The 22,414-nt window shown below is 57.1% G+C and carries 14 protein-coding genes, 3 tRNA genes and 1 rRNA gene; all 18 read left to right on the plus strand.

Going from position 1 to position 22,414, the window contains the following annotated elements; all coding sequences use genetic code 11:
* A 5S ribosomal RNA gene (gene rrf, locus ABH899_RS19855) occupies positions 1-93 on the plus strand; the annotation flags it as partial.
* A gap of 72 nt (positions 94-165) precedes the next feature.
* Positions 166-242: transfer RNA gene (locus ABH899_RS19860), tRNA-Ile, on the plus strand.
* Positions 243-319: 77 nt separating this feature from the next.
* A tRNA-Ala gene (locus ABH899_RS19865) sits at positions 320-395 on the plus strand.
* Positions 396-401: 6 nt separating this feature from the next.
* Positions 402-477, plus strand: a tRNA-Asn gene (locus tag ABH899_RS19870).
* A gap of 430 nt (positions 478-907) precedes the next feature.
* Positions 908-2,314: an ABC transporter substrate-binding protein gene (locus ABH899_RS19875; protein ID WP_369999775.1), complete on the plus strand. Its 1,407-nt coding sequence runs from the start codon at positions 908-910 to the stop codon at positions 2,312-2,314.
* A 177-nt stretch (positions 2,315-2,491) separates the two neighbouring features.
* Positions 2,492-3,382: a carbohydrate ABC transporter permease gene (locus ABH899_RS19880; RefSeq protein ID WP_369999778.1), complete on the plus strand. Its 891-nt coding sequence runs from the start codon at positions 2,492-2,494 to the stop codon at positions 3,380-3,382.
* Positions 3,383-3,403: 21 nt separating this feature from the next.
* Entirely contained in the window at positions 3,404-4,237 is an 834-nt protein-coding gene (locus tag ABH899_RS19885) for a carbohydrate ABC transporter permease (RefSeq protein ID WP_369999781.1), read from the plus strand.
* 331 nt (positions 4,238-4,568) lie between these two features.
* Complete coding sequence (locus ABH899_RS19890) at positions 4,569-6,320, plus strand: amylo-alpha-1,6-glucosidase (RefSeq protein WP_369999783.1); 1,752 nt, start codon at positions 4,569-4,571, stop codon at positions 6,318-6,320.
* Between the two features lie 127 nt (positions 6,321-6,447).
* Positions 6,448-7,227 (plus strand): SDR family NAD(P)-dependent oxidoreductase, encoded by a 780-nt coding sequence (locus ABH899_RS19895; protein ID WP_369999785.1) that lies wholly within the window; start codon positions 6,448-6,450, stop codon positions 7,225-7,227.
* 432 nt (positions 7,228-7,659) lie between these two features.
* Entirely contained in the window at positions 7,660-9,057 is a 1,398-nt protein-coding gene (gene gcvPA, locus ABH899_RS19900; protein WP_369999788.1) for an aminomethyl-transferring glycine dehydrogenase subunit GcvPA, read from the plus strand.
* 247 nt (positions 9,058-9,304) lie between these two features.
* Positions 9,305-10,879, plus strand: coding sequence for an aminomethyl-transferring glycine dehydrogenase subunit GcvPB (gene gcvPB, locus ABH899_RS19905; RefSeq protein WP_369999791.1), 1,575 nt, complete (start codon positions 9,305-9,307; stop codon positions 10,877-10,879).
* A gap of 170 nt (positions 10,880-11,049) precedes the next feature.
* Positions 11,050-12,753 (plus strand): cache domain-containing sensor histidine kinase, encoded by a 1,704-nt coding sequence (locus ABH899_RS19910; RefSeq protein WP_369999794.1) that lies wholly within the window; start codon positions 11,050-11,052, stop codon positions 12,751-12,753.
* A complete protein-coding gene (locus ABH899_RS19915; RefSeq protein ID WP_369999796.1) occupies positions 12,750-13,994 on the plus strand; it encodes a response regulator transcription factor in 1,245 nt (414 codons plus the stop codon). The genes ABH899_RS19910 and ABH899_RS19915 overlap by 4 nt, the downstream gene beginning before the upstream one ends.
* Before the next feature lie 247 nt (positions 13,995-14,241).
* Positions 14,242-15,510, plus strand: coding sequence for an ABC transporter substrate-binding protein (locus ABH899_RS19920; RefSeq protein WP_369999798.1), 1,269 nt, complete (start codon positions 14,242-14,244; stop codon positions 15,508-15,510).
* A gap of 26 nt (positions 15,511-15,536) precedes the next feature.
* A complete protein-coding gene (locus ABH899_RS19925) occupies positions 15,537-16,499 on the plus strand; it encodes a carbohydrate ABC transporter permease (protein ID WP_009672205.1) in 963 nt (320 codons plus the stop codon).
* A 21-nt stretch (positions 16,500-16,520) separates the two neighbouring features.
* Positions 16,521-17,330, plus strand: a complete 810-nt coding sequence (locus ABH899_RS19930; RefSeq protein WP_009672023.1) for a carbohydrate ABC transporter permease — start codon at positions 16,521-16,523, stop codon at positions 17,328-17,330.
* 92 nt (positions 17,331-17,422) lie between these two features.
* The gene (locus ABH899_RS19935) at positions 17,423-18,952 is read left to right on the plus strand and encodes an MFS transporter (RefSeq protein WP_369999802.1); all 1,530 of its coding nucleotides are present in this window, start codon (positions 17,423-17,425) and stop codon (positions 18,950-18,952) included.
* A 2-nt stretch (positions 18,953-18,954) separates the two neighbouring features.
* On the plus strand, positions 18,955-22,377 hold the full coding sequence (locus tag ABH899_RS19940) for a glycoside hydrolase family 2 TIM barrel-domain containing protein (protein WP_369999805.1): 3,423 nt from the start codon (positions 18,955-18,957) through the stop codon (positions 22,375-22,377).
* Positions 22,378-22,414: the final 37 nt, after the last annotated feature.

Below are 22,414 nucleotides of genomic sequence, written 5' to 3' on the forward strand. Positions count from 1 at the left end.
CCACGCGTACCCATCCCGAACACGACCGTTAAGCCTTCCAGCGCCGATGGTACTTGGACCGAAGGGTCCTGGGAGAGTAGGACGTTGCCAAGCAAGAGCCCACTTAACGGTGGGCTTTTCTTATCCTTTTATCGTGTTTCTACCTATTATATAGGTGTTACATATGGGCCCTTAGCTCAGCTGGTTAGAGCGCACCCCTGATAAGGGTGAGGTCGGTGGTTCGAGTCCACTAGGGCCCACCACTTACGAAATTGCCCCTCAAAAAAATGCTTGACGAATTTCGCAAGACAAGTTAGAATTTTTTCTGCAGCACCAAAATGGGGCCATAGCTCAGCTGGGAGAGCGCATCGCTGGCAGCGATGAGGTCAGGGGTTCGATCCCCCTTGGCTCCACCATCTTATTCCCTGATAGCTCAGTTGGTAGAGCACTCGACTGTTAATCGAGTTGTCACAGGTTCGAGTCCTGTTCGGGGAGCCATACATATAACCAAGAGCCGAGAGGCTCTTTTTTTGATGTTTTCAAAAGGAGGCATAGTCGAATCTTACCAGGAAACTATGCCCCTTGTGAGGGCTAATCGAACGGTAGGACAAGTCTATCGGCGACCACCGTCATGTGGATGCCACACCGCTCGCTAGGAGCTGCGAAGAAGTATCTGGCGGCTGGTTAAGGCGAGCGGAAGATCGAGCAAGCCGGCCAACTGCGCGCTGCTCTATATTCATACATGTCCATTCTGCAAGCAGCTGTTTCTCTGACTCTTAGGGGAGCGGCTTTTTGCTTTTCAGTGATAATAATAAATAAAAGTTCTTTTTAGCGGATTATAAAAATATAGTGAAATAAACCTTTGTGTAAGCGCTTAAAAATTTTGTCTGAAGCAGCCTACTGTATCCAAAAATAAGGAGGGCAAGCCATGGCAGACGGAAGAAGAAAGAAGTGGAGTGTCACGGCGGTTTTGTTAAGTTCGGCGTTGTTGTTCGGATGTTCCGGCCAGAGCGTAAAAACGACACCGGGACCGACCCAGACGGGAAAGGATGCGGGAAATTCCCCGGCCGCTAAAAAAACGATAACCATTACTTATAGAGACGATGGAATTGGCGAACAGGGAGCTCTGTTTAAATGGATCAAGGAAGTGGCGTCCAGTTATCCGGATAAAAGCGTGGAAATCAAGCCGACCCCGATTCAGGCGTCCGAGGGAGATTATTTTGCCAAGATAGCCTTGGCACTGAAATCGAAAGATACGGCACCGGATATTGTGACGGAGGACACGTTCATTCTGAACTCGGATGCGAGTGCGGGCTACCTGGAACCGTTGGATGACAGGTTGAAGGGATGGGAAGATTGGACGAACGGCTCTTTTATCGAAGCTATGAAAAAAGGGGTAACGGCAAGCGACGGCAAGGTGTATGGGGTCCCTTACAACACGGATTCGAGGGGACTGTGGTACAACAAGGAGATTTTCAAAAAAGCCGGACTTCCCGAGAATTGGCAGCCTAAAAACTGGGATGAGGTTTTGAACGCGGCAAGGACAATTAAAGAGAAAGCGCCGGATGTGGTTCCGATCTGGATGAATATGGGCAAGGCGACGGGAGAAGCGACTTCGATGCAGACTTACGAAATGCTTCTCTATGGTACCGGTGAGAGGTTGTACGACGATACGAGCGGGAAATGGATCGTGAAGAGCCAGGGGATTCTGGATGCGCTCGGTTTTATCGAAACGGTGACGAAAGAAAAGCTCGGACCGCCGCTGTCCAAAGTGCTGAACGGCCAAGCCGGAAACACGGCTACGCGTGAATATTTGCCGAAAGGCAAGCTCGCGATCTCGCTCGACGGGTCCTGGATCACCGGCAATTATCTGGAGGGCGGGGCGGCACCGTGGCCGGCTTATAAAGATGTGCTCGGGTTTGCGCCCATGCCGACAAGCAAAGGCCAGGCCCCGGGTTCGATCACGCTAGCCGGAGGATGGGCCTTGTCGATTCCCAGCAATGCGCAGCATAAAGACGAGGCATGGAATTTTATTAAATATGCTCTGAATAAAGAGAATACGCAGAAGCTCGTGATCGCTTCGGGCAATATAACGGTCCGGGCAGACGTAGCGAAAGACCCGGGCTACACGAAAATGCCGTTTAATGAGCTGGCAACGGAATATTTGAAGAATGCCGAGTTTAGGCCCGCGCAGGATAAATACCCGGAAGTGTCGACTCAGATTCAAACGATGGTCGAATCGGTGGCAACGGGGACAGCGCCCTCGGCTGCTTTAAATAAATATACGCAGGATGTGACCCGTATTGCAGGCGCGGAGCATATCACGGAAAAGTAAATGACAGGCTGCCTGCTCAGGCACATTCGGAAGACGGCAGGGAGGACGGGAAAGAAGCGGATGACTGCCGTCATGCGACATCACTCATCCGTCATGCGACGCCACTCATCGCGCCGGCTGCCTGGACCAAGCTTGAGCAGGGTTTTTGTACCGTTAAAGTACGGGAGGGAGATGCGGATGAGTAGTGTGGCGGTCCAAGATCTTTATAGGAAAAAACGAACCTCTTCGTGGTTTTATTTTTTGCTTCCTTCGATAGCGATTATGCTGGTGTTTTTTATTTATCCGATTTTGCTGACCTTTTATTATTCCTTTACGAATCTGGCGTTGACGGGGGAAGCCGCGAAAGAACTGAAGTTTACCGGCTTCGATAACTATGTGCGGATGTTTCAAGATCCTACGGTCCGGATCAGCATCTGGAATACGCTCGTTTTTCTGATCGGATCGGCCGTTATCGGCCAGCAGGTGCTGGGCTTTCTGGTTGCGCTTTTGATGAAACACAAAAATAAGCATTTCCGGCGGGTGATCGGAACCATCGTGCTGGCAGGCTGGGTGACCCCGGAAATCGTTTGCGCTTTATGTTTGTACAGCTTTTTCGGGGATGAGGGGACTTTGAATGCCATCTTGGCGTTTTTCGGTATTCCGGTCGTTACATGGCTGTATACCGTTCCGATGATTACGATTATTCTGGCGAACATCTGGCACGGGACGGCGTTTTCCATGCTCGTCTTTCAAGCGGCGCTGGATGACGTGCCCGCGGAGATCGAAGAAGCGGCCGTTGTTGACGGTGCGTCGAAGTGGCAGATCTTGACGAGAATTATTTTGCCCCTTATAAAAGGAACCTTGACCACCAATATGATGCTGGTTACTTTGCAGACTTTGGGCGTATTCGGGCTCATCTACGCGATGACCGGAGGAGGACCGGGAACCTCGACGACAACCCTGCCTATTTTTATGTACAACCAGGCGTTCGTGAATTATCAGCTCGGGTACGGGACGGCTATATCGCTGCTCCTGCTGCTTCTCGGCATTATCCTCAGCCTGTTCTATATCCGTGCGATGAAAGAGTAAACTTACAAGGGAGAACACCGTATGAATACGAGCCAGCGTAAATGGATGTATCGCATTTTGCCCTATACGATTCTTGTTTTCATCGGCATCTGTTTTATTCTGCCCCTTTTGTGGGTTCTGGTGGCATCTGTCGATTCTAACGCGATGCAGTCGCTTAAGATCCCCACGCGGCTGACTGGGACGAATTATGCGGAGGTGATCGCCAATCCGGAAAATCAGCGGGCCTATATGATCGGCCTCATCATGTCTCTGGGCCAAGCCGTACTCGTCGTTATTCTGGCCCTGCTTGCGGCTTACCCGTTGTCCCGCTATCAATTAAAGTATAAAAAACCGTTTATGCTTACCGTGTTGTTCATGACTTCGCTTCCGATTACGGCGGTTATGGTTCCGGTGTATCAATTGTTCCTGACCACCAAGCTGTATGACAATATTTTCGGCGTCATCTTATTTTTCGCGGCTTCGTCCATGCCGTACGGCATCTGGATGCTGAAGAACTTCATGGACTCGGTGCCGAGCGAGCTGGAAGAAGCGGCCTGGATTGACGGAGCGTCCGTGTTTACAGGCATCCGCAAGGTGGTGGCGCCGCTGATGGTTCCCGGCATTTGCACGGTAGCGATTTTTACGTTTTCGGGAAGCTGGGGGAACTTCTTCGTTCCGTATATCCTTCTGCAATCTCCTGAAAACTTCCCGGTGTCCTTGAAGTTGTATCAGTTTTTCGGGCAATACGGGATGGCCGACTACGGCAAATTAGCGGCATTTTCGGTCCTATATGCCGTTCCGTCCGTCATTCTGTATATGCTGTCCCAGAGATTCATGTCGAAAGGATTCGGGCTGCAGGGAGGAACTAAAGGATAAGAGGACCGGCCGCAGCGGCCGCTCACAAGCGAGACCGGATCTTATAAGCATTGGCATTTAAAAGTAACCGTCTTAGAGGCAGATCGCCTCCGGGCGGTTTTTTTATTTGGTAGGAATAAAGGAAAGCAGTGAACAAAAAGACGAATCTGCGCATACAAAATGGCACCTTTAGAGCCTCCGGCTAAAAACCGCGGCGCAGCAGGTGCAAAATGACACGAAGATACCAACAAGCGTCGGTGTGGGGATTCTCCTCTTTCCGGTACAATTTTATGTAAACGCTCTCTTCATGAGCAGGAACTACGAATCCAAGGAGCAACGGGGGGCTGCAACTATGAATTTTGATCTGTCTGTGGTGCCATTCAGCCGCTTTGGTTCCTATTTCGCCCTATCGAGGCTGCCGCAAAGCGAAAAGCGCAGCGAAGGGCTTTACGTACGAATGATCCGCGGGGGCGACGAGCAGGCCGGTGTTCTGTTCGGCATTACCCCCATTGATCCGAAGAGCAGGGAAGCGCTGACCGATTACAGGGTGGAAGCTTCCCCGGTCAAGGTTCGTCTGGAAAGCGGGATGGGCTGGATCGAATGGTGCATTCCGGAGCCGGACTGCATTCGCGTCAGAGGCGAAGGGATCGGACTGAAGCTGACCGCGGAGCTAAGCGCTTACGATTACGCCCTTCCTTATCAGGAAAGAGGATGGGAGCTTAACAGCTTTTCGCGGGAGGTCCGGATTCTGCTTTCGCCGCTGCTCGGCCATTTCGAGCCGGATGTGGTCTGGGGCGGACTCCGTGCCAAGCATATTGCTTTCGTGATGGTTCCCGGCGGAGAAAGTCAGTCGTTCGATCTGTCTCTCGAAGAATACCGGACAGTCCCGGGACAGCGCGGCGCATATTCTTACGAAGAGGCCGAGGCTATGGCGGGCCAGGACTGGGAACAGTGGCTCTCCCGCACGATTCGGACTCCTGAGGACTGGGAGGAAGCGCGGACGCTTGCCGCGTACATTACATGGTCCTGCGTCGTACGCGCGGACGGCTATTTATCCCGTCCCGCGATGTACATGTCGAAGAACTGGATGACGAACATATGGAGCTGGGATCACTGCTTCAATGCGATGGCGCTGGCCGGGACGAACCCGGATTTAGCCTGGGATCAGTTTGCGATATTTTTTGACCGGCAGGATGAAAGCGGGATGCTGCCGGACTTTTTAAACGATAAATATGCGCTCTGGAACTGCTGCAAACCGCCCATTCACGGGTGGACATTGGATTGGATGATGAAAAATTCGTCGGCGGTCACGGATGAGCGGCTTCGGGAAATTTACGAACCGCTCGGCAAATGGACGACGTGGTGGTTCCGGTACCGCGATGACGACGGAGACGGAATTCCGCAGTACAATCACGGCAATGACAGCGGCTGGGACAACAGCACGGCGTTCCTGACGGATATTCCCGTGGAGAGCCCGGATCTTTCGGCGTTTCTCGTCATCCAGATGGAAGTATTGGCCGTCGCGGCGCAGAGGCTTGGCCTGGATGAAGAGTCCGAGCGCTGGTCGGCCCGGGCAACCGAGCTGCTTCAAAAGCTGATCGGGCACTTCTGGGACGAGAAAGAGGGGCGCTTCACGGCTATGCGTTCCGGTACCCACGAGCGTTCGGCCGGAGACAGCCTGCTGTCGTTCGTCCCGATCGTGCTGGGCAGCCGGCTCCCCGGCCCTATCCGCGAGAAGGTGATCGCGGATTTGAAGCAGCCGGACCGGTTCTTGACCGGCAACGGGCTGGCGACGGAGAGCACGTCCAGCCCGTACTACGCGCCGGACGGTTACTGGCGCGGCCCGATCTGGGCCCCTTCCACGATGCTGATCGTGGAAGGGCTTCGCGGAGCGGGCGACGAGGAATTTGCCTCGGAGGTGGCCCGCAAGTTCTGCCGCATGGCGGCGAAGTCCGGTATGGCGGAGAATTTCGACGCCGTAACCGGTGAGGGGCTGCGCGACCGGGCGTTCACGTGGACGTCGAGCGTTTTCCTTCTGCTGGCCGGCAGATGCAGGGAAGAAGAGATGGTTGCCGGGGCGTCCGCAGGCAGTCCGGAGCAGTAAGGATGGCTGCCTCGCGCCTCAGTGACAGTTAAAACGGGAACGGAAAGAGCGATACAAGCGCGAAAGCGATCAGGCACGAAAGCACGAAAGCATATCAAGCACGAAGCAAACCAAGGGGGCAAATCAGATGACAACGAACACTTCTCCGCTGGATTTAACCGGAAAGACGGCCTTGGTGACGGGAGCCGCTTCGGGAATCGGTTTTGCGGCCGCTCAAACAATGGCAGCTAACGGGGCCAAGGTGATGCTGCTGGACATGAACGAAACCGGCGGGCGCGAAGCCGAACGTCTCCTTACGGAACAAGGGCATTTCGCCCGTTATATTCCGTGCGACGTTACGCAATCGGAAGACTGCCAAGCGGCAGTCGAAGCGGCGGTCCGGGAGACGGGCCGGATCGACATCGTTTTCAACAACGCGGGCGTGATCCGGCGGAAAACCGTTGTGGAACTGACGGAAGAACAGTGGGATCTCGTGATCGACGTTTCCTTGAAAGGGACCTTCCTTTTGTCCAAATACGCGATCCCGGTAATGGAAAAAAACGGCGGCGGAAGCATTATCAACACGGGATCGGGCTGGGGGCTGAAAGGCGGCGACCAGGCGGCCGCTTACTGCGCGGCCAAGGCAGGCGTGGTGAACCTGACTCGCGGAATGGCGATTGACCACGGCCCTGCCGGAATCCGGGTGAACTGCGTCTGCCCGGGGGATACGGATACGCCGCTTCTGCGCGACGAAGCCAAGCAGCTGCGCCGGGACGAGGCAAGCTTCCTCGTAGCTTCCGCGGAGCGTCCGCTGAACAGGCTGGGGACGCCTCAGGATATCGCCGACGCGGTGCTGTTCCTGGCAAGCGGGATGTCCGCGTGGGTTACCGGCTCGGTTCTCGTGGTGGACGGCGGAGGTTTGGCGTAAGCTTTTTTTGCGGCAAAGAATTTGCAGAATTGAGCTAGAGAGCCTGGGGGCGGGCAGATCTGGGGACAGCGATGAGCAGGTAAGTCTGTAACACGTGCAGATCTGGGACAGCGATAAACAGGTGAGTCTGTAACACGGGCAGATCTGGGACAGCGATAAGCAGGTGAGTCTGTAACACGGAGAGATCTGGACAACGATAAGCAGTAAGTCCGTGACACGTGAAGATGCCGGAACAGCAGTAATCCGGTAAGTTTGCAGCATGGGCAGATGCCTGAACATCGACTGATCCGTATGATCTGTGACACTGGCATAGAAAAAAAACTTTTGCGATTAGATATCACACCTGAGCAATTTTTGACCGGCAAGTTACCCCTAACTTTTTCATCACGATTCTACTATTCCATCATTCAGCACACACAGGGAGGTTTACCGATGGCAACCAGGCAGTCTTCATCCCATCCATATATACCGAACACGGTATCCGACGTACAAAAGGACATGCTCCAAGTGATCGGAGCGGCTACTATCGAAGAGCTGTACCGTATGGTACCGGAATCTTTGCGCTACCGCGACACGCTTCAAATCGGGCCGGCTTTGAACGAATACGAGCTGCAGCGCCACATCGAAACGCTGCTGAACCGCAATCTTCACGCGCGGGAGCGGCTCAACTTCCTCGGGGCGGGCTGCTGGCAGCATTATGTGCCTGCAGTGTGCGACGAGATCAGCCAGCGTTCGGAGTTCGTGACCGCGTATGCGGGAGAGCCGTACGAGGACCACGGGCGCTTTCAGGCGCTGTTCGAGTATCAGAGCCTTCTGGCCGAGCTGGTCGACATGGACGTCGTCAATGTGCCGACGTTCGATTGGGCCCAGGCGGCCTCCACCGCTCTTCGCATGGCGGCGCGCATGAACGGCCGCAGCGAGGTATTGCTGCCGGCGACGACCCATCCGGACCGCCTGCTTATCATCCGCAACTACCTGTCGCCGCAAATCCGCTGCACCCTCGTCGGCTGCGACCCCGCGACAGGACTGCTGGATTTGGGCGATCTGCAGAGCAAGCTGGGCCCGGATACTGCGGCCGTCTATATCGAGAACCCTTCCTACCTCGGTCACATCGAGGTCCAGGGGGAGGCGATCGGCAAGCTCGCGAAGGAAGCGGGCGCCGTATTTGCGGTCGGCGTGGACCCGATCTCGCTGGGCGTCCTGAAGCCGCCTTCCCGCTATAGCGCGGACCTTGTCTGCGGCGACCTGCAGCCTCTCGGCATCCGCATGAACTACGGCGGAGGCCAGGCCGGTTTCATCGCATCGCGTGACGAAGAAGCTTACGTGATGGAATACCCGTCACGCCTGTTCGGCATAGCGCCGACTTCGGTGGAAGGCGAGTACGGCTTCGGGGACGTGGCGTATGAGCGGACTTCTTTTGCGAAGCGGGAAAAAGGGAAAGAGTCCGTCGGCACGCAGACCGCGCTATGGGGGATCACGGCAGGCGTCTATCTGGCACTGATGGGGCCGCAGGGAATGCTTGAGGTGGGCCAGACCATCGTTCAGCAGGCGGAATATGCCAAGAAGCGGTTGTCCGAGATCGAGGGAGTCAGCATGAAATTCAACGTGTCCACGTTTAAGGAATTTGTCGTTGACTTTAATTCAACCGGCAAAAGCGTGGCGGAGATTAATAAGCTTCTGCTTGAGCAGGGTATTTTCGGAGGCAAGGACTTGTCCGCCGAGTTTGCGCAATGGGGACAATGCGCGCTCTACTGTGTAACGGAAATCCACACGAAGCAGGATATCGATACCCTCGCGGAGGCGCTGAAAAAAGTGCTGGGAAGGGCCTGACGATCCTCTGTTAAGAAGCGGCGGAGAAGATACCGGAGGAATGAGGCGCGTGTACGGCAAGCGATCCGGAAAAGCACCGCTTATAAAACCAGATTATAAGACTAACCAACAGTACCGGCCGGTAGAACCAACCGATAGTACCAACTATCGAAACCGGTTAATGGAACCAAGCAATGGAACCAAGCAATAGCCAAGCAATAGAACTAACCCATAGAATCAACCACCAATGAGAGGGGATATCGGCACCATGATCAAACGAATCGAACGAAACAGCAAGGTCCGCAAGTTCCATCAGGCGAAATGGGATGAGCCTGTCATATTCGAACTGCACCGTCCGGGCGAGCGGGGGATTCTGGTACCGGCGGCGGAGCCGGAGGTGGAAGCCGAGGTGGGCGACGGCCTGTCCGCCCTGCCTGCGTCCATGCGCAGAGAGACGGCACCGGCCCTTCCCGAGATCGGCCAGGCCAAGGTGCTGCGGCACTATCTGCGTCTGTCGCAGGAAACGCTGGGGTCCGATTTCAACGTTGAAATCGGTCAAGGCACCTGCACCATGAAGTACATTCCACGGATCAACGAGATGCTTATCCGCAGCCCCAAAATGATGGACCTTCATCCGCTGCAGGATGCGGACACGGTTCAGGGCATGCTCGAAGTCTATCACGGCCTCGACTTGGCGATGAGAGAAATATCGGGCTTGGACCGGTTCTCCTTCCAGCCGAGCAGCGGTACGCAGGCGCTTTTCGCCATGGCGTCCATCGTCCGGGCGTATCACGATGCGAACGGGGAAGGGGAGAAGCGCGACGAGATTATCACGACGATCTTCTCTCATCCGTCCCAGGCCGCAACCGCCGCGGTAAAAGGGTACAAAATCATCACGCTGTACCCGGACAAGGACGGCTTCCCGGATCTGGAGGCGCTGAAAAACGCGGTGTCCGAGAGGACGGCAGGTTTTGTCGTGGCGAACCCCGAGGATACCGGAATCTTCAATCCCCGGATCCGTGAGTTTACGGACGTCGTGCATGAAGCGGGCGGAATCTGCTTCTACGATCAGGCCAACGCGAACGGGCTGCTCGGTATTGCGCGGGCGAAAGAAGCGGGCTTCGATATGTGCTTCTTCAACCTGCACAAGACGTTCGCGGCGCCTCATATGTGCGGCGGACCCGCAACCGGAGCACTCGGCGTGACGGCACAGCTGGCGCCGTTCCTGCCGGGTCCCGTCGTGGAATACGACGGCAGCCGCTACAGCCTGAGCGTGGAAACCCCGGAAAGCATCGGCAAAGTGCGGATGTTCCACGGCGTGGCTCAAACGGTACTCCGCTCGTATGCCTGGATTCGCGCGCTGGGGCCCGAAGGGCTGCTGGACGTGGCTCAAACAGCGGTACTCAACAACAACTATTTGTACGCGAACATTCTGAAAATCAGAGGCGCCAGCGCCCCTTATGTGGAAGGCGGACGCCTGGAGCAGGTACGCTACAGTTGGGAACAGCTGACGAAGGAGACCGGCGTGACGACGGAGGATGTTCAGCGCAGGATGTGCGACTTCGGGCTGCATTACTGGACCAGTCATCATCCGTATATCGTTCCGCAGCCTTTCACATTGGAGCCGACGGAATCGTACTCCAAAGAAGATCTTGACGAGTACCTGGATGCGCTGCGCCATATTTCGCAGGAAGCGTACGAAAATCCGGAGATCGTGAAAAGCGCCCCCCACAACAGCACCGTCCACCGCATCGACGAATCCAGCTTCGACGATCCCAAAGAGTGGTGCATCACATGGCGGGCCTATCTCAAAAAAACCGAGCCGGCCGGGGCCGCCCGCTAAAAGGTCCCGCGCACGGAAGCGGAGCTCCGTACTGACTACGTTCAGACAGCGGACCCTGCTGGGTTATATTTCAAATTCCATAGAGCGCGGGGAGGCATGTGCACACAGCCTTCCCGTGCTATAATCATTTTACGGAAGCGCTTACTTTACTGCATGCGGGGGAGATTACGTTGTTTAGACACCTGGGCCTACTGCCGATTCGTTTACGCCGGAGCCTGCAGGGAAAGCTGGTGCTGCTGATTTTGCTGGTCGCCATTATCCCTCTGTTGTCTCTGGGCTATGTGCTGTATACCAAGTCATCGCAGACGATAAACGAGCAGTTCGGGCGTTACGGGGAAAATACGGTATCCCAGCTGCAGGTGCAGATCGATTCGACGTTGGCTCAGATGAAATATACCGTCGGAGATATTTTGTCCTACCTGCTGGATCCCAATTTTACGGTTCTGCATGAGGAGATTCCGACGACTTATTTGGGCTTCAAAGAAGAGCAGCAGCTCGAACAGTATTTAAAAGCCCATAAAACGCTGGATACGAAAGGTATTTTTATCCTGACGAAGTCCGGCTATTATTACGGCGAGCGCATCGCCAATACGGATCTCGTGGAGGAAAGCCCCTGGTTCGGCGAGGAGCGCACGGGGTACCGGTTCAGCATTTACGAGCCCAAGCAGTACAGCGGCACCTCCAACATTCCGGGCGAAAAAGTGATCGGCCTGCTTTTCCAGATTCACAATCAGGTCGGGGCGTTGGAGGATGCAAAGGTGCTGATCGAAGTAAAAGCCGAAAAGCTGCTGGATATGTTCCACGAGTACGAGCGGGATACGGGCGCTTTCCTGACCATATCGGATCAAGGGCGCATTCTGTATCAGACGGCGAAGGCCTATACAAAACGTGACGACGATGTCGTCTGGACGAAGCAGTCGGAGGAGACCGATTGGAAGATCGAAGTGCGGACGCCTTACCACCAGTTTTACCAGTCGTCTCTGCTCGTTCGGACATTTACGTTTACGGCCGTCAGCTTGTCCATTCTGTTGGCTTTCGTTCTGGCGTACTTCAGTTCGCTGCGTTTCCTTAGGCGGATTAAAAAAATGAAAAATTCCATCCGGGACGTCTCGCTCGGGCGCCTGGATACCCGGATCGTCGTCGATTCCGAAGATGAAATCGGGCGTTTGGGCCGCAGCTTCAACCACATGGTTGTCCAGCTGCAGGATTTGTTCGGAGAGGTCAAACGCGTGGAGCGGCAGAAAAAAGAAGCGGAGCTCCGGGCGCTCCACCATCAGATCAATCCCCATCTGCTGATCAATACGCTCGCTTCCATCCAGTGGAAAGCGCGGATAGCGGGCAACGCCGAGGTGCAGCAGATGATTCTGCATTTGACCAAGGTACTCGACGGTAACCTAAACTACACACGTGAACTGGTAACCTTGAAGGAGGAGCTGGATGTGATTCATCATTACATGAATCTCCAGGAATACCGGTTCGGCCATGTGTTCAGCTATCGCATCGATACGGGGGAGATCCCCCTGGACCGGGTCCGCATTCCGCGGATGACTCTGCAGCCTTTGGTGGAAAATATTTTTTTTCATGCGTTCGAGGACGGGGCGGGCACGATCGAAATCAAAGTGCGTGAGCAGGGAGACGCGATCCGGCTGAGTGTGTGCGACGACGGCAAGGGAATGGAACCCGATGCGGCACGGCAGCTTCTGGCCGATCCCGGAGATGCGGTCGGCCGGAAGAAACGCAGCATCGGCATCTATAACGTCGATCAGCGGATCAAGCTGCATTTCGGCGATAAATTCGGGCTGGATGTAGAGTCGGAGCCGGAAAAAGGAACATGCATCGGGATTAGGCTTCCGAAGGAGGAGGAAACGGGATGAGCGATACGACTATACGCGTACTGATTGCCGACGATGAGGTGATTATCCGCAGGGGGCTGATCAGCACGGTGCCCTGGGAACGCTACGGGATGGAAGTTGTGGCGGATGCGCCGAACGGGACCCGGGCCTGGGAGGCTTTCCTGGAGCACGAGCCGGAGGTGGTCATTACGGACATCGTGATGCCCGGGATGACGGGAATCGAGCTGATCCGCAAGATCAAGGAGTGCGCCCCTCAGACAAAAGCGCTGCTGCTCAGCTGCCACCGCGATTTCGAATACGCTAAGCAGGGCATCAAGTACGGCGCGTCCGGCTATCTGCTCAAAACCGATTTCAGCGATGAGGAGCTGGGAGATTACCTGGAAGGCTTCCGCAGCGAGCTCCGCAGGCCCGGTCGACAGGCGCCCGCACAGTCCGGCGGAGCCGAGGCATCCGCCGCGGACAAATCCGCAGGCGTGGAAGGAGCGCTCCGCGAATGGCTGCACGGCATCCGGGACCGCTTTCCCGCCGAGCTGGAGAGGCTGCTCGAAGGGCAGTGGCGGTGGATGCGCGAGCCGACGGTGCCTTACCTGATCGGCTGCGGAGGCCCGGCGTCGGCCGAAGCGGAAGTGCCCGGCGCCACGGCCGTACCGGGCCCCGCCACCTGCGCCGCGCGCTTGGCGGCCGGGCTCGCCTCCGCGGGCCTCTGCGCGGCGGCCGCCCTCAGCGGGCAGCATGTGCTGCTGCTCGTCCCGCAGGAAGAGCGGCAGGCGTGGAACGCCCGCCTGTGCGCGCGCAAAGCGGCGGACCCGCAGCTGCGCTGGACCGAGGGCGCGGCGTTCTCCGGCGCGTCCGGCTGGCTGGCGGAGGTGCGCCGCCTGCACGGCCGCATCGAGCTGGAGACGCGTCACCGCGTGCCCATCGGCGAGTGGCCCGAGCCGATTGCGGCGGCGGTGCGCCTGATCGTCGAGCAGGCGGATTCGCAGCTCTCCGTCGCGGAAGCGGCCCATGAGGTCGGCCTGAGCCGCAGCCATTTCAGCACGCTCTTCAAGCGCGTGGTGGGCGAAAGCTTCGTCGCGTTCACCTGCCGCACGAAGCTGGGCATCGCTTCGGAGCTGCTCGCCTCCTCGAAGCTGACGGTGCAGGACATCGCGGACCGGGTGGGCATGCCGGATGCGAAATATTTCAGCAAATGGTTCAAGCGCTGCACGGGTCAGACCCCGAGTCATTACCGCACGGAGCGGCGGATGACGGACGCTCGCTAGCCGGCTCTGCCAGTGCGGTTTCCCGGAAGGGAAGCCTTCTTTTTTTCCACGGTAACGGATCGCCGGATAAAAACACCCCCTCGCGCCGGACGTATTGGCACCTTCCTCGGGAGCTGCCCGGAGAGCGGGCAAAGCGGCACTTTTTTTCGGACATTCTTCCGTTTTGAAAACGCTTTATTTGCCGTAAACTGAAGTCAATTCAACGCATTCATCTCATCACACCTAAGATGTTTATGGGGGGACCTTTATGAAAAAGACGCTCGTTCTCGCGCTTACCGGATCGATGGTTACCGCTCTTGCCCTCTCGGGCTGCGGCTCCAAGCAGGGAGAAGCCCAGGGGGGAGGAAACTCCGGCGCCGACGGCGGCAAGGTGACGCTGCGCTTCGCGACCTGGGATACCGGAGATCTGCTCAAAATCCAGGAAACGATCGCCAAAAACTTCGAAGCCAAGCATCCGAACGTCAAGGTGCAGGTGGAAGCCTACGGAGACGGATTCGATCAGAAGCTGGCCGCTTCCATCGGAGCCAACAATGCGCCGGATGTGATGTACATGTGGGATTTTCCGACGTATTACAAAAACCTCGAACCTTTGGATGAGCGGATGAAAAGCGATACGACGCTGAAGCAGGACGATTTTTACCCGGGACTGCTCAATTACGTCAAAATCGATGGAACCGCTTACGGAATACCGGCAGGGTTTACGACCAGGGTGATGTATTACAACAAAAAGCTGTTTGACGAAGCGGGCGTTCCTCAGCCTAAAGAAGGCTGGACGTGGGACGAATTTAAAAGCGCAGCCCAGAAGCTGACGAATCCGGCCAAAAAGCAGTACGGCTTCGGAGTCCGCGCGGAGAACGATCCGTACGATCTTCAGGGCATCGTCTGGAGCAACGGCGGCAGCTTTATCTCGGATGACGGCAAAACGATCGAAGGCTACATGAACGGCAAGCCGGCGGTCGAAGCGATCGGCATGATCGGCGACCTCGTCAAGTCCAAGACGGCCGTGATCGTGGGCGGCAAGAACCAGCAGTCGGGGGACGACATTTTCAAAGCGGGTAAAATCGCCATGTGGGAGAGTGGCATCTGGCCGCTGGACGGCTTCAAGGAAGCGAAGGTCGATGTCGGAACGGTTTCCATGCCGGTCTTCCCGGGCAAGCCGGTTAAAGGCGTAATCGCCGAATCCGCGGTCTCGATGTCCAAAAACTCCAAGCACAAGGAAGAAGCGTGGGAGTTTATCAAATATTACGCTTCCGAGGAAGCGATCAAGCTGCGGACAAGCGACCTTCCGGTGCGCAAAAGTATCGTGGAAGGCAATAAACTTGATCAGGACCCGGTGTATAAGGCGTTCTACACGATGCTCGAAGCGAGCGACAACACCCCGGCTTTCCTGCTCAGCCCGAAATGGAACGAAGTCAACCGCAACTTAACGTCGGCCATCAACGCGATTATGCTTGGACAAAACGCCCAGGATTCGATGGATACGGCCGTGCGCGATTCGCAAAAGTTTTTCAAATAACCCGTTAGGGAAACGGAAGTGAGCCCATGCAACCGAACACCTTGCAGCTTCAAAAAGGCGTGCGGCGCAGCATCTGGAGAAGAGGCAGGCTAACCCCCTTCCTCTTCATTCTTCCCTGGATGATCGGGTTCGTGGCTTTTACGCTCGGACCCCTCCTGTTTTCGCTCGTCATTTCCTTTTACGATTGGCCCATAGTCGGCGAACGAACCTTTGTCGGCTTCCAAAACTATGTGAATATGTTCACAAATGATCCTTTGTTCTGGCATTCCCTGGGCGTAACGGTCCGGTTTGCCGCCATATTCGTGCCGCTGAATCTCGCTATCGCTCTTCTGCTGGCTGTTCTGCTCAATCAGAACGTCCGGGGAAGCGGTATTTTCCGCACCGTGTTCTACCTGCCTTCCGTCATCTCGGGCGTTGCTCTGGCGATGATCTGGGCCTGGGTGTACAGCGGGGAATACGGGATTCTCAATTATTTCCTGTCCCTGGTCGGAATTACCGGACCGGATTGGCTGCGTGAGCCGAACTGGTCGATGATCGCGATGGTCGCCGCAAGCCTGTGGGCGCAGGGGTCCATGATGCTGATCTTCCTCGCGGGGCTGAAAAATATCCCCGGCGATCTGTACGAAGCCGCCGAACTGGACGGTGCGGGCGCGTTCAAGCGGTTTATCCGCATCACGCTTCCCATGCTGGGTCCGACCCTGCTTTTCAACCTGATTACGTCGATTATCGCCGCTTTCCAGCAGCTTACGCTCGCGTTGACGCTTACGGGCGGCGGGCCGCTGAATTCGACTTACTTTTACGCGATGTATGTGTACGAGAACGCTTTTAAATATTTCAAAATGGGTTATTCCGCAGCCAACGCCTGGGTCATGTTCGTGATTGTGCTGGCGCTGACGATGATGGTCTTCCGCTCTACCTCCATGTTCGTCTATTACGAGGGTGAACTGAAGAAGAACAAAGCCCGGAAAACGAAGCGCAAAGCGCTGTAAAGACGATTGCGAGGTGAAGACATGAAGAAAGTACTCACATATGCCCTGCTGCTGTTTTTCTCGCTGCTGTTCCTGATGCCGTTCTTCTGGCTGGTTACGACGGCTCTGAAAAGCCCGGAAGAGGTTTACATGTATCCGCCCAAATGGATCCCGTCCGAGCTTCACTGGGAAAACTTCGCGAAGGCGTGGACCATTCAGCCTTTTAATGTGTTTCTGAAAAATTCCCTGACCGTCACCGTGCTGTGCAACATCGGCCAACTGATCTCGTCCTCGCTGGTTGCCTACGGATTTGCGCGGTTCCGCTTTAAGGGCCGGGACGCCCTGTTCATGGTCGTGCTCGCCACGATGATGATTCCGTGGGACGTGACGATGATCCCGCTATACATGGAGTTTAATTTCCTGGGCTGGATCAATACGCTGAAGCCTTTGATCGTCCCGTCCTGGTTCGGCTCGGCGTTTTACATTTTCCTGCTGAGGCAGTTTATTATGACCATTCCGACGGAGCTTGAAGAGGCGGCGAAAATCGACGGGGCGGGGGATCTGAAAATTTTTACGAAAATCATCATCCCCTTGATGTTTCCGGCGCTCGTGCTCGTCAGCGTCTTTAATATGCTGGACACGTGGAACGATTATCTCGGGCCGCTCATTTTCCTGAACGATGCGAGCATGTATACGCTGACGCTCGGTCTGGCGCAGTTTAAAGGGATGTTCGGCGTCGACATGACTTCGGTTATGGCCGTAACGACGATCATCTGTCTGCCTCCGCTTGCGGTGTTCTTCCTTGCCCAGCGGTATATCGTGGAAGGCATTTCGATGACGGGCATCAAGTAGCAGTAAGCAGTAAGTAAGGAAGTTAACTTGGGAGTTTCGGACAGCAAGGGGATTGGACAGATGTGTTTAGTTTTCGCAGCAGCAATACAAGCATGACAATCGGAGTCAGGCGGTTTCTGGCGACGGAAGCGCTGTATGGGATCGGAATCGGGCTGTATTCGCTGGCCCTGAATCTTCACCTGCTGGCGCTCGGCGCAAGCGGCGGCCAGATCGCGAGCATTTCCGCCGTGGGCATTCTCATCATGGGAATCGGCGCACTGCCCGCTGGTATGCTTGCGGGAAAAATCGGCCGCAAGCCCATGCTGCTGGCGGGCTCGATGCTCGTTGCCGCGGGAGCGGCCCTATTCGCAACCGGACGCAGCCTGCCGGTCTGGTATGCGGCCCAGGCGGTTGCGTCAGCCGGATTTATGTGTATCGAGACCACGGAAATCCAGCTCTTGTTCCGGTACTGCCGATCCCGCCGTGAGGAGAGCCGGGCTTTTCACGGGATGTTCGCGGTGTTCACCGCATTCACGGGACTCGGCAACCTGGTCGGGGGCATACTCTCCCGGGCGGACGCTTCGGCCGCAGGCCACGCCCCGTCGCTCTATGCTTCCGCCGTGTGCATCGCGGTGCTGTCTCTGCTGCGCTTGCGGCTTCTTCCGGCGGAACGGGCGGCGGGCGGCAGCGGCGGAGAGAGTTCGCCGGGGATGGGCGGTCCCGGAGCCGGTGACCGTCCGGGACCCGCGGGATCGGATGCATCCGGGAGCGGATTGCGTCCCGGAGCCGAAGCCGCTGCGGGAGCCGCAAACGGCAGCTGCGATGCGGCAGAAGCTGACAGCAGGGGCCGTGACATCACGGACAACGGCCCCGGAGACAGTGACCGCAGGGAACCGGCGGCAGCGGATGCATCCGGCCGCGCAGCGCGTGGCGCCGAGGAGAAGCACGCATCGGGCGATTGCCCGGCGAAGCCGTCCGTATCACGCGGGAGGCGACCTGCGGGACGCGTGCCGCGTTTGCCGCAGGGAATCCGCAGGCTGCTTCGCAACCGGTCGCTCTGGCTGCTCGCCGCCAACGCCTGCCTGATCGGATTTGTTTTCTCGTTCATCGGCCCGTTCATGAACGTGTATCTGAAGTTCCGGGCGGCATGGGAAGACGATCTGATTTCATACGTGTATACGGTCAACGGGCTTGTGCTGTTTGCCGCTTCGCTGGCCGCTCCCAAAATCATGGAGCGCTGGGGAGCGAAAGCCGCCTTTACAGGCGCGTTCCTCGGAAACGCGGGGCTGGCTCTTCTGCTCCTGATCGCGCAGCCGGCGCCGGTATTTGCGGCCCTGCTCGTTCTCCGCAGCGGAAGCTTTTCGCTGCTCGGCAATCTGGTCGACAGCGAAACCATGTCTTCGCTGCGAGAAGAGGACCGCAATCTGTACGCGGGAATGCGGGCGGTTTTCCGCTGTGTCGGATCGTCTTTGTCGACGATGACGGCGGGTTTTTTTATGAATGCAGGCGATTACCACACTCCGTTTCTCATTGCGGGCGTGCTGCTGATCGTGAATTTTATGTATTTCCGCAGCCGTGTGCTGCCTTTAATCATCAAACGGGACGACAATCTAAGGGGTAAGCCCCAAGCAGGAGGAGCATAGACATGAAGGAACTACATTTGCAGCGCCGGGATTGGGAAAATCTCGACGTGCTGGAGCGGGACCGTCTGCCGGCCCGGGCCAGTTTTATTCCCTACGGAGAAGAAAAAGAGGCTCTTACTTACGCCGGAGAGCGTTCGGACCGGACGCTGCTTCTTAACGGCACGTGGGCTTTCCGGTACACCGGCTCGCCCGAGGAAGCACCGGTCGGTTTTTATGAGCCGGAGTTCGACGCGTCCGCCTGGGACCGGCTTCCTGTGCCGAGCTGCTGGCAGCTGCACGGGTACGGCGCTCCCCATTACACGGATTTGTACTATCCGTTCCCGGTTGACCCTCCGCGTGTGCCTGCGGACAATCCTACAGGCAGCTACCTGAGAGAATTTACCCTGCCGGACGATTGGACGGATAAGGACATTGTTATCGGGTTTCACGGAGTAGACAGCGCCTATAACGTCTGGCTGAACGGGGAGTATGTCGGGTACAGCGAAGGGAGCAGGCTGACGACGGAATTCGATTTGACGCCTTTTATCCGCAGCGGACGGAATGTTCTTGCCGTGCAGGTATATCAGTGGTCGGCCGGAAGTTACCTGGAAGACCAGGATATGTGGTGGCTCAGCGGTATATTCCGCGATGTCGTCCTTACGGCCCGGCCCAAGCTGCATCTGCAAAATATCCGGGTACACGCCGGGCTGGATGAAGCATGCAGGCACGGACTTCTCCGTCTGGCTGTGACGGTAGTCGAAGCCGCAGGATGCGCTGCGCGGATCGGCGGCCAAACCGGCGAACATAACGGCACGCAAACCGGCGCACAAATCGGGGCCCGGAACGGTTCTCAGACCTGGACGGTGTCAGCGGCAGACACGGCTAGACGTCCATTCACTTTAGCCTGGAAGCTCCAGAACCGTGAGGGGAACCTTATCGTCTCAGGGGAAGAAATCGGGCTCGCAAACAGTGGGAAAACGGACGAAATCGCCGGAACGGAGAAGGAACGGTCATTTACGATTGAAGCGGAAATCAAGGAACCCCGCAAATGGTCCGCGGAAACGCCTTATTTGTATGACTTGATCGTCACTCTGCTGGACGAAGAGGGAGAAGTGCTGGAAACGACAGCGCTGAAAACCGGTTTCCGCCGCATCGAGGTCAAAGGCGGCCTCATGCTCGTTAACGGGAAAGCGATTCGTCTGCGCGGAGTGAACCGTCACGACCATCACCCCGATACAGGCAGAACCGTCACACCGGAAACGATGGAGAAGGACCTCCGGATGATGAAGCAGCACAACATCAATGCGGTGCGGACGGCTCACTACCCGAACGACCCGCGCTTTTACGACCTGTGCGACCGGTACGGCCTGTATGTCATGGACGAAACCGATCTGGAGACGCACGGCTTCGAACTGATCGGGGACGCTAACCGGCTTAGCGCCGATCCGGCGTGGGAGCATGCCTATGTGGACAGGATGCGGAGAATGGTTATGCGCGACGAAAATCATCCTTCGATTATCATGTGGTCACTCGGCAATGAATCGGGCTTCGGCTGTAATCATGAGGCGATGTACAAGTGGTGCCGCTCCTACGATTCAACGAGACTCGTTCATTACGAAGGAGACCGCGAAGGAAAAGCCTGCGATGTGTTCAGTACCATGTACTCCTCCCCTGAGAAAATGCGCGGGTTCGGGGAAATGAAGGACCTGGACAAACCGCATATCTTATGCGAATATGCCCATGCCATGGGGAACGGCCCCGGCGGGCTCGAGCACTATGAGGAGCTTTTCAGAACGTATCCTAGGCTTCAGGGAGGATTCATCTGGGAGTGGATCGATCACGGACTGCGACGGAAAATAGCGGACGGCCGCGAATATTTCGCTTACGGCGGGGATTACGGCGATCAGCCGAACAACGGCAACTTTTGTATCGACGGACTCGTAACGCCGGACCGCACGCCGTCTCCGGGTCTGATGGAATACAAGAAAACGATTGAACCGGTATCGGTAGAGATCGCAGGATGGGAGCCGGGCAAAAACGAAGGAGCCGCCGAGCTGATTATCCGGAACCATTACGATTTTATCTCGCTTCAAAACTTCCGCTGCACGTGGAAGCTGGAGGCGGACGGCCGCCTCGTCGGCGGGGGCCCGGCCGAGCTGCCGGACCTGGACGCCGGAGAAGAGGGAACTCTCCGTATTCCCTTTCCTGTGCCAGTGGCAACTGAAGGAGATCCGGCCGAGTACTGGCTGACCGTGCGCATCGTGCTGGCCTCCCCGGCTGCTTGGGCGGAGGAAGGCCACGAGATTGCGTGGGCGCAGTTTCCGCTTCATGCCTGCTCCGAAGAGGCGGCAGGAGCGGCGATAGATTCCGCCGCCGAATGCCCCGTAGGAGCTTCAGAAGGCCAAATGCCGGCTTCACCAGCACACGGAGGAGAAGGATCTGCGGCGGATAACGCGGCCGCTCCAGCAGGCGTACCCGGAGCGGCGCTTGGGCATCAAGAGCCAGCCCCGGCAGAAGCCGCGGCCGCCATCCGAGTCGAAGAAGCGGACCGCCTGCTCACCTTGACGGGAGCGGACTTCACGCTCGTCTTCGACCGGGGCCGCGGGCGCATCGCCTCCTGGCGGAACGCGGGCACCCCGGTGATCGCCGAAGGCGGCGGACCGCGGCTCGCCTTGTGGCGCGCACCGATCGACAACGACATGTACGTTGTCGCCGACTGGCGCAAGGCGTGCGTGCACATGGCGGCCGACGATGTGCGCGGCAGCGGCTGGGAGCGGCTCGCGGACGGCTCCGTGCGCGTGAACGTCTCCATCCGCACGGCGCCGCCCGTGTACGCCTGGGGCTTCTCCTGCACGTGGGCCTACACCGTTCGTCCCGATGGGACGGTGGATTTGACCGTGCAGGGAGAACCGGACGGCACGCCGCCGGAGATGCTGCCCCGCATCGGCCTGCGGATGGAGCTGCCCGGCAGCACGGACCGCGTGACCTGGTACGGGCTCGGTCCGGGGGAATCTTACCCGGACAGCAGACAAGCCGCGCGGATGGGCTTGTACGACGCCGCGGTCGACGACCTGCGCTTTCCGTACGTCAAGCCGCAGGAAAGCGGCAACCGCTCCGATGTGCGCTGGGCGTATATGCGCGGCGTGCAGGGCTCCGGGCTTCTGGCGGCCGGGCAGCCGTCCTTTGACTTCGGTGCCAGTCGCTACACGCCGGAGGATCTGGAAGCGGCCTCCCACGAGTGCGATCTCGTTCCGCGCGATTATGTCACGCTTCATCTGGATTACAAGCAGAACGGGCTGGGCAGCAACAGCTGCGGGCCGAAGCAGCTTCCGCCGCATGTGCTGGAGCCGCAAGCTTTTCAGTTTGCGGTAAGGCTCAAGCCTGTATCTGGCGATGCGCATCCTGCACAGACAGCGGCTGCGCTTCGTTCCGGCGGCATAAGCTGAGCAAGAACCCCTTCAAACCAAACACGTCCGATGCTCC

Source organism: Paenibacillus sp. RC84 (genome assembly GCF_041260495.1).
GTDB lineage: Bacteria > Bacillota > Bacilli > Paenibacillales > NBRC-103111 > Paenibacillus_F.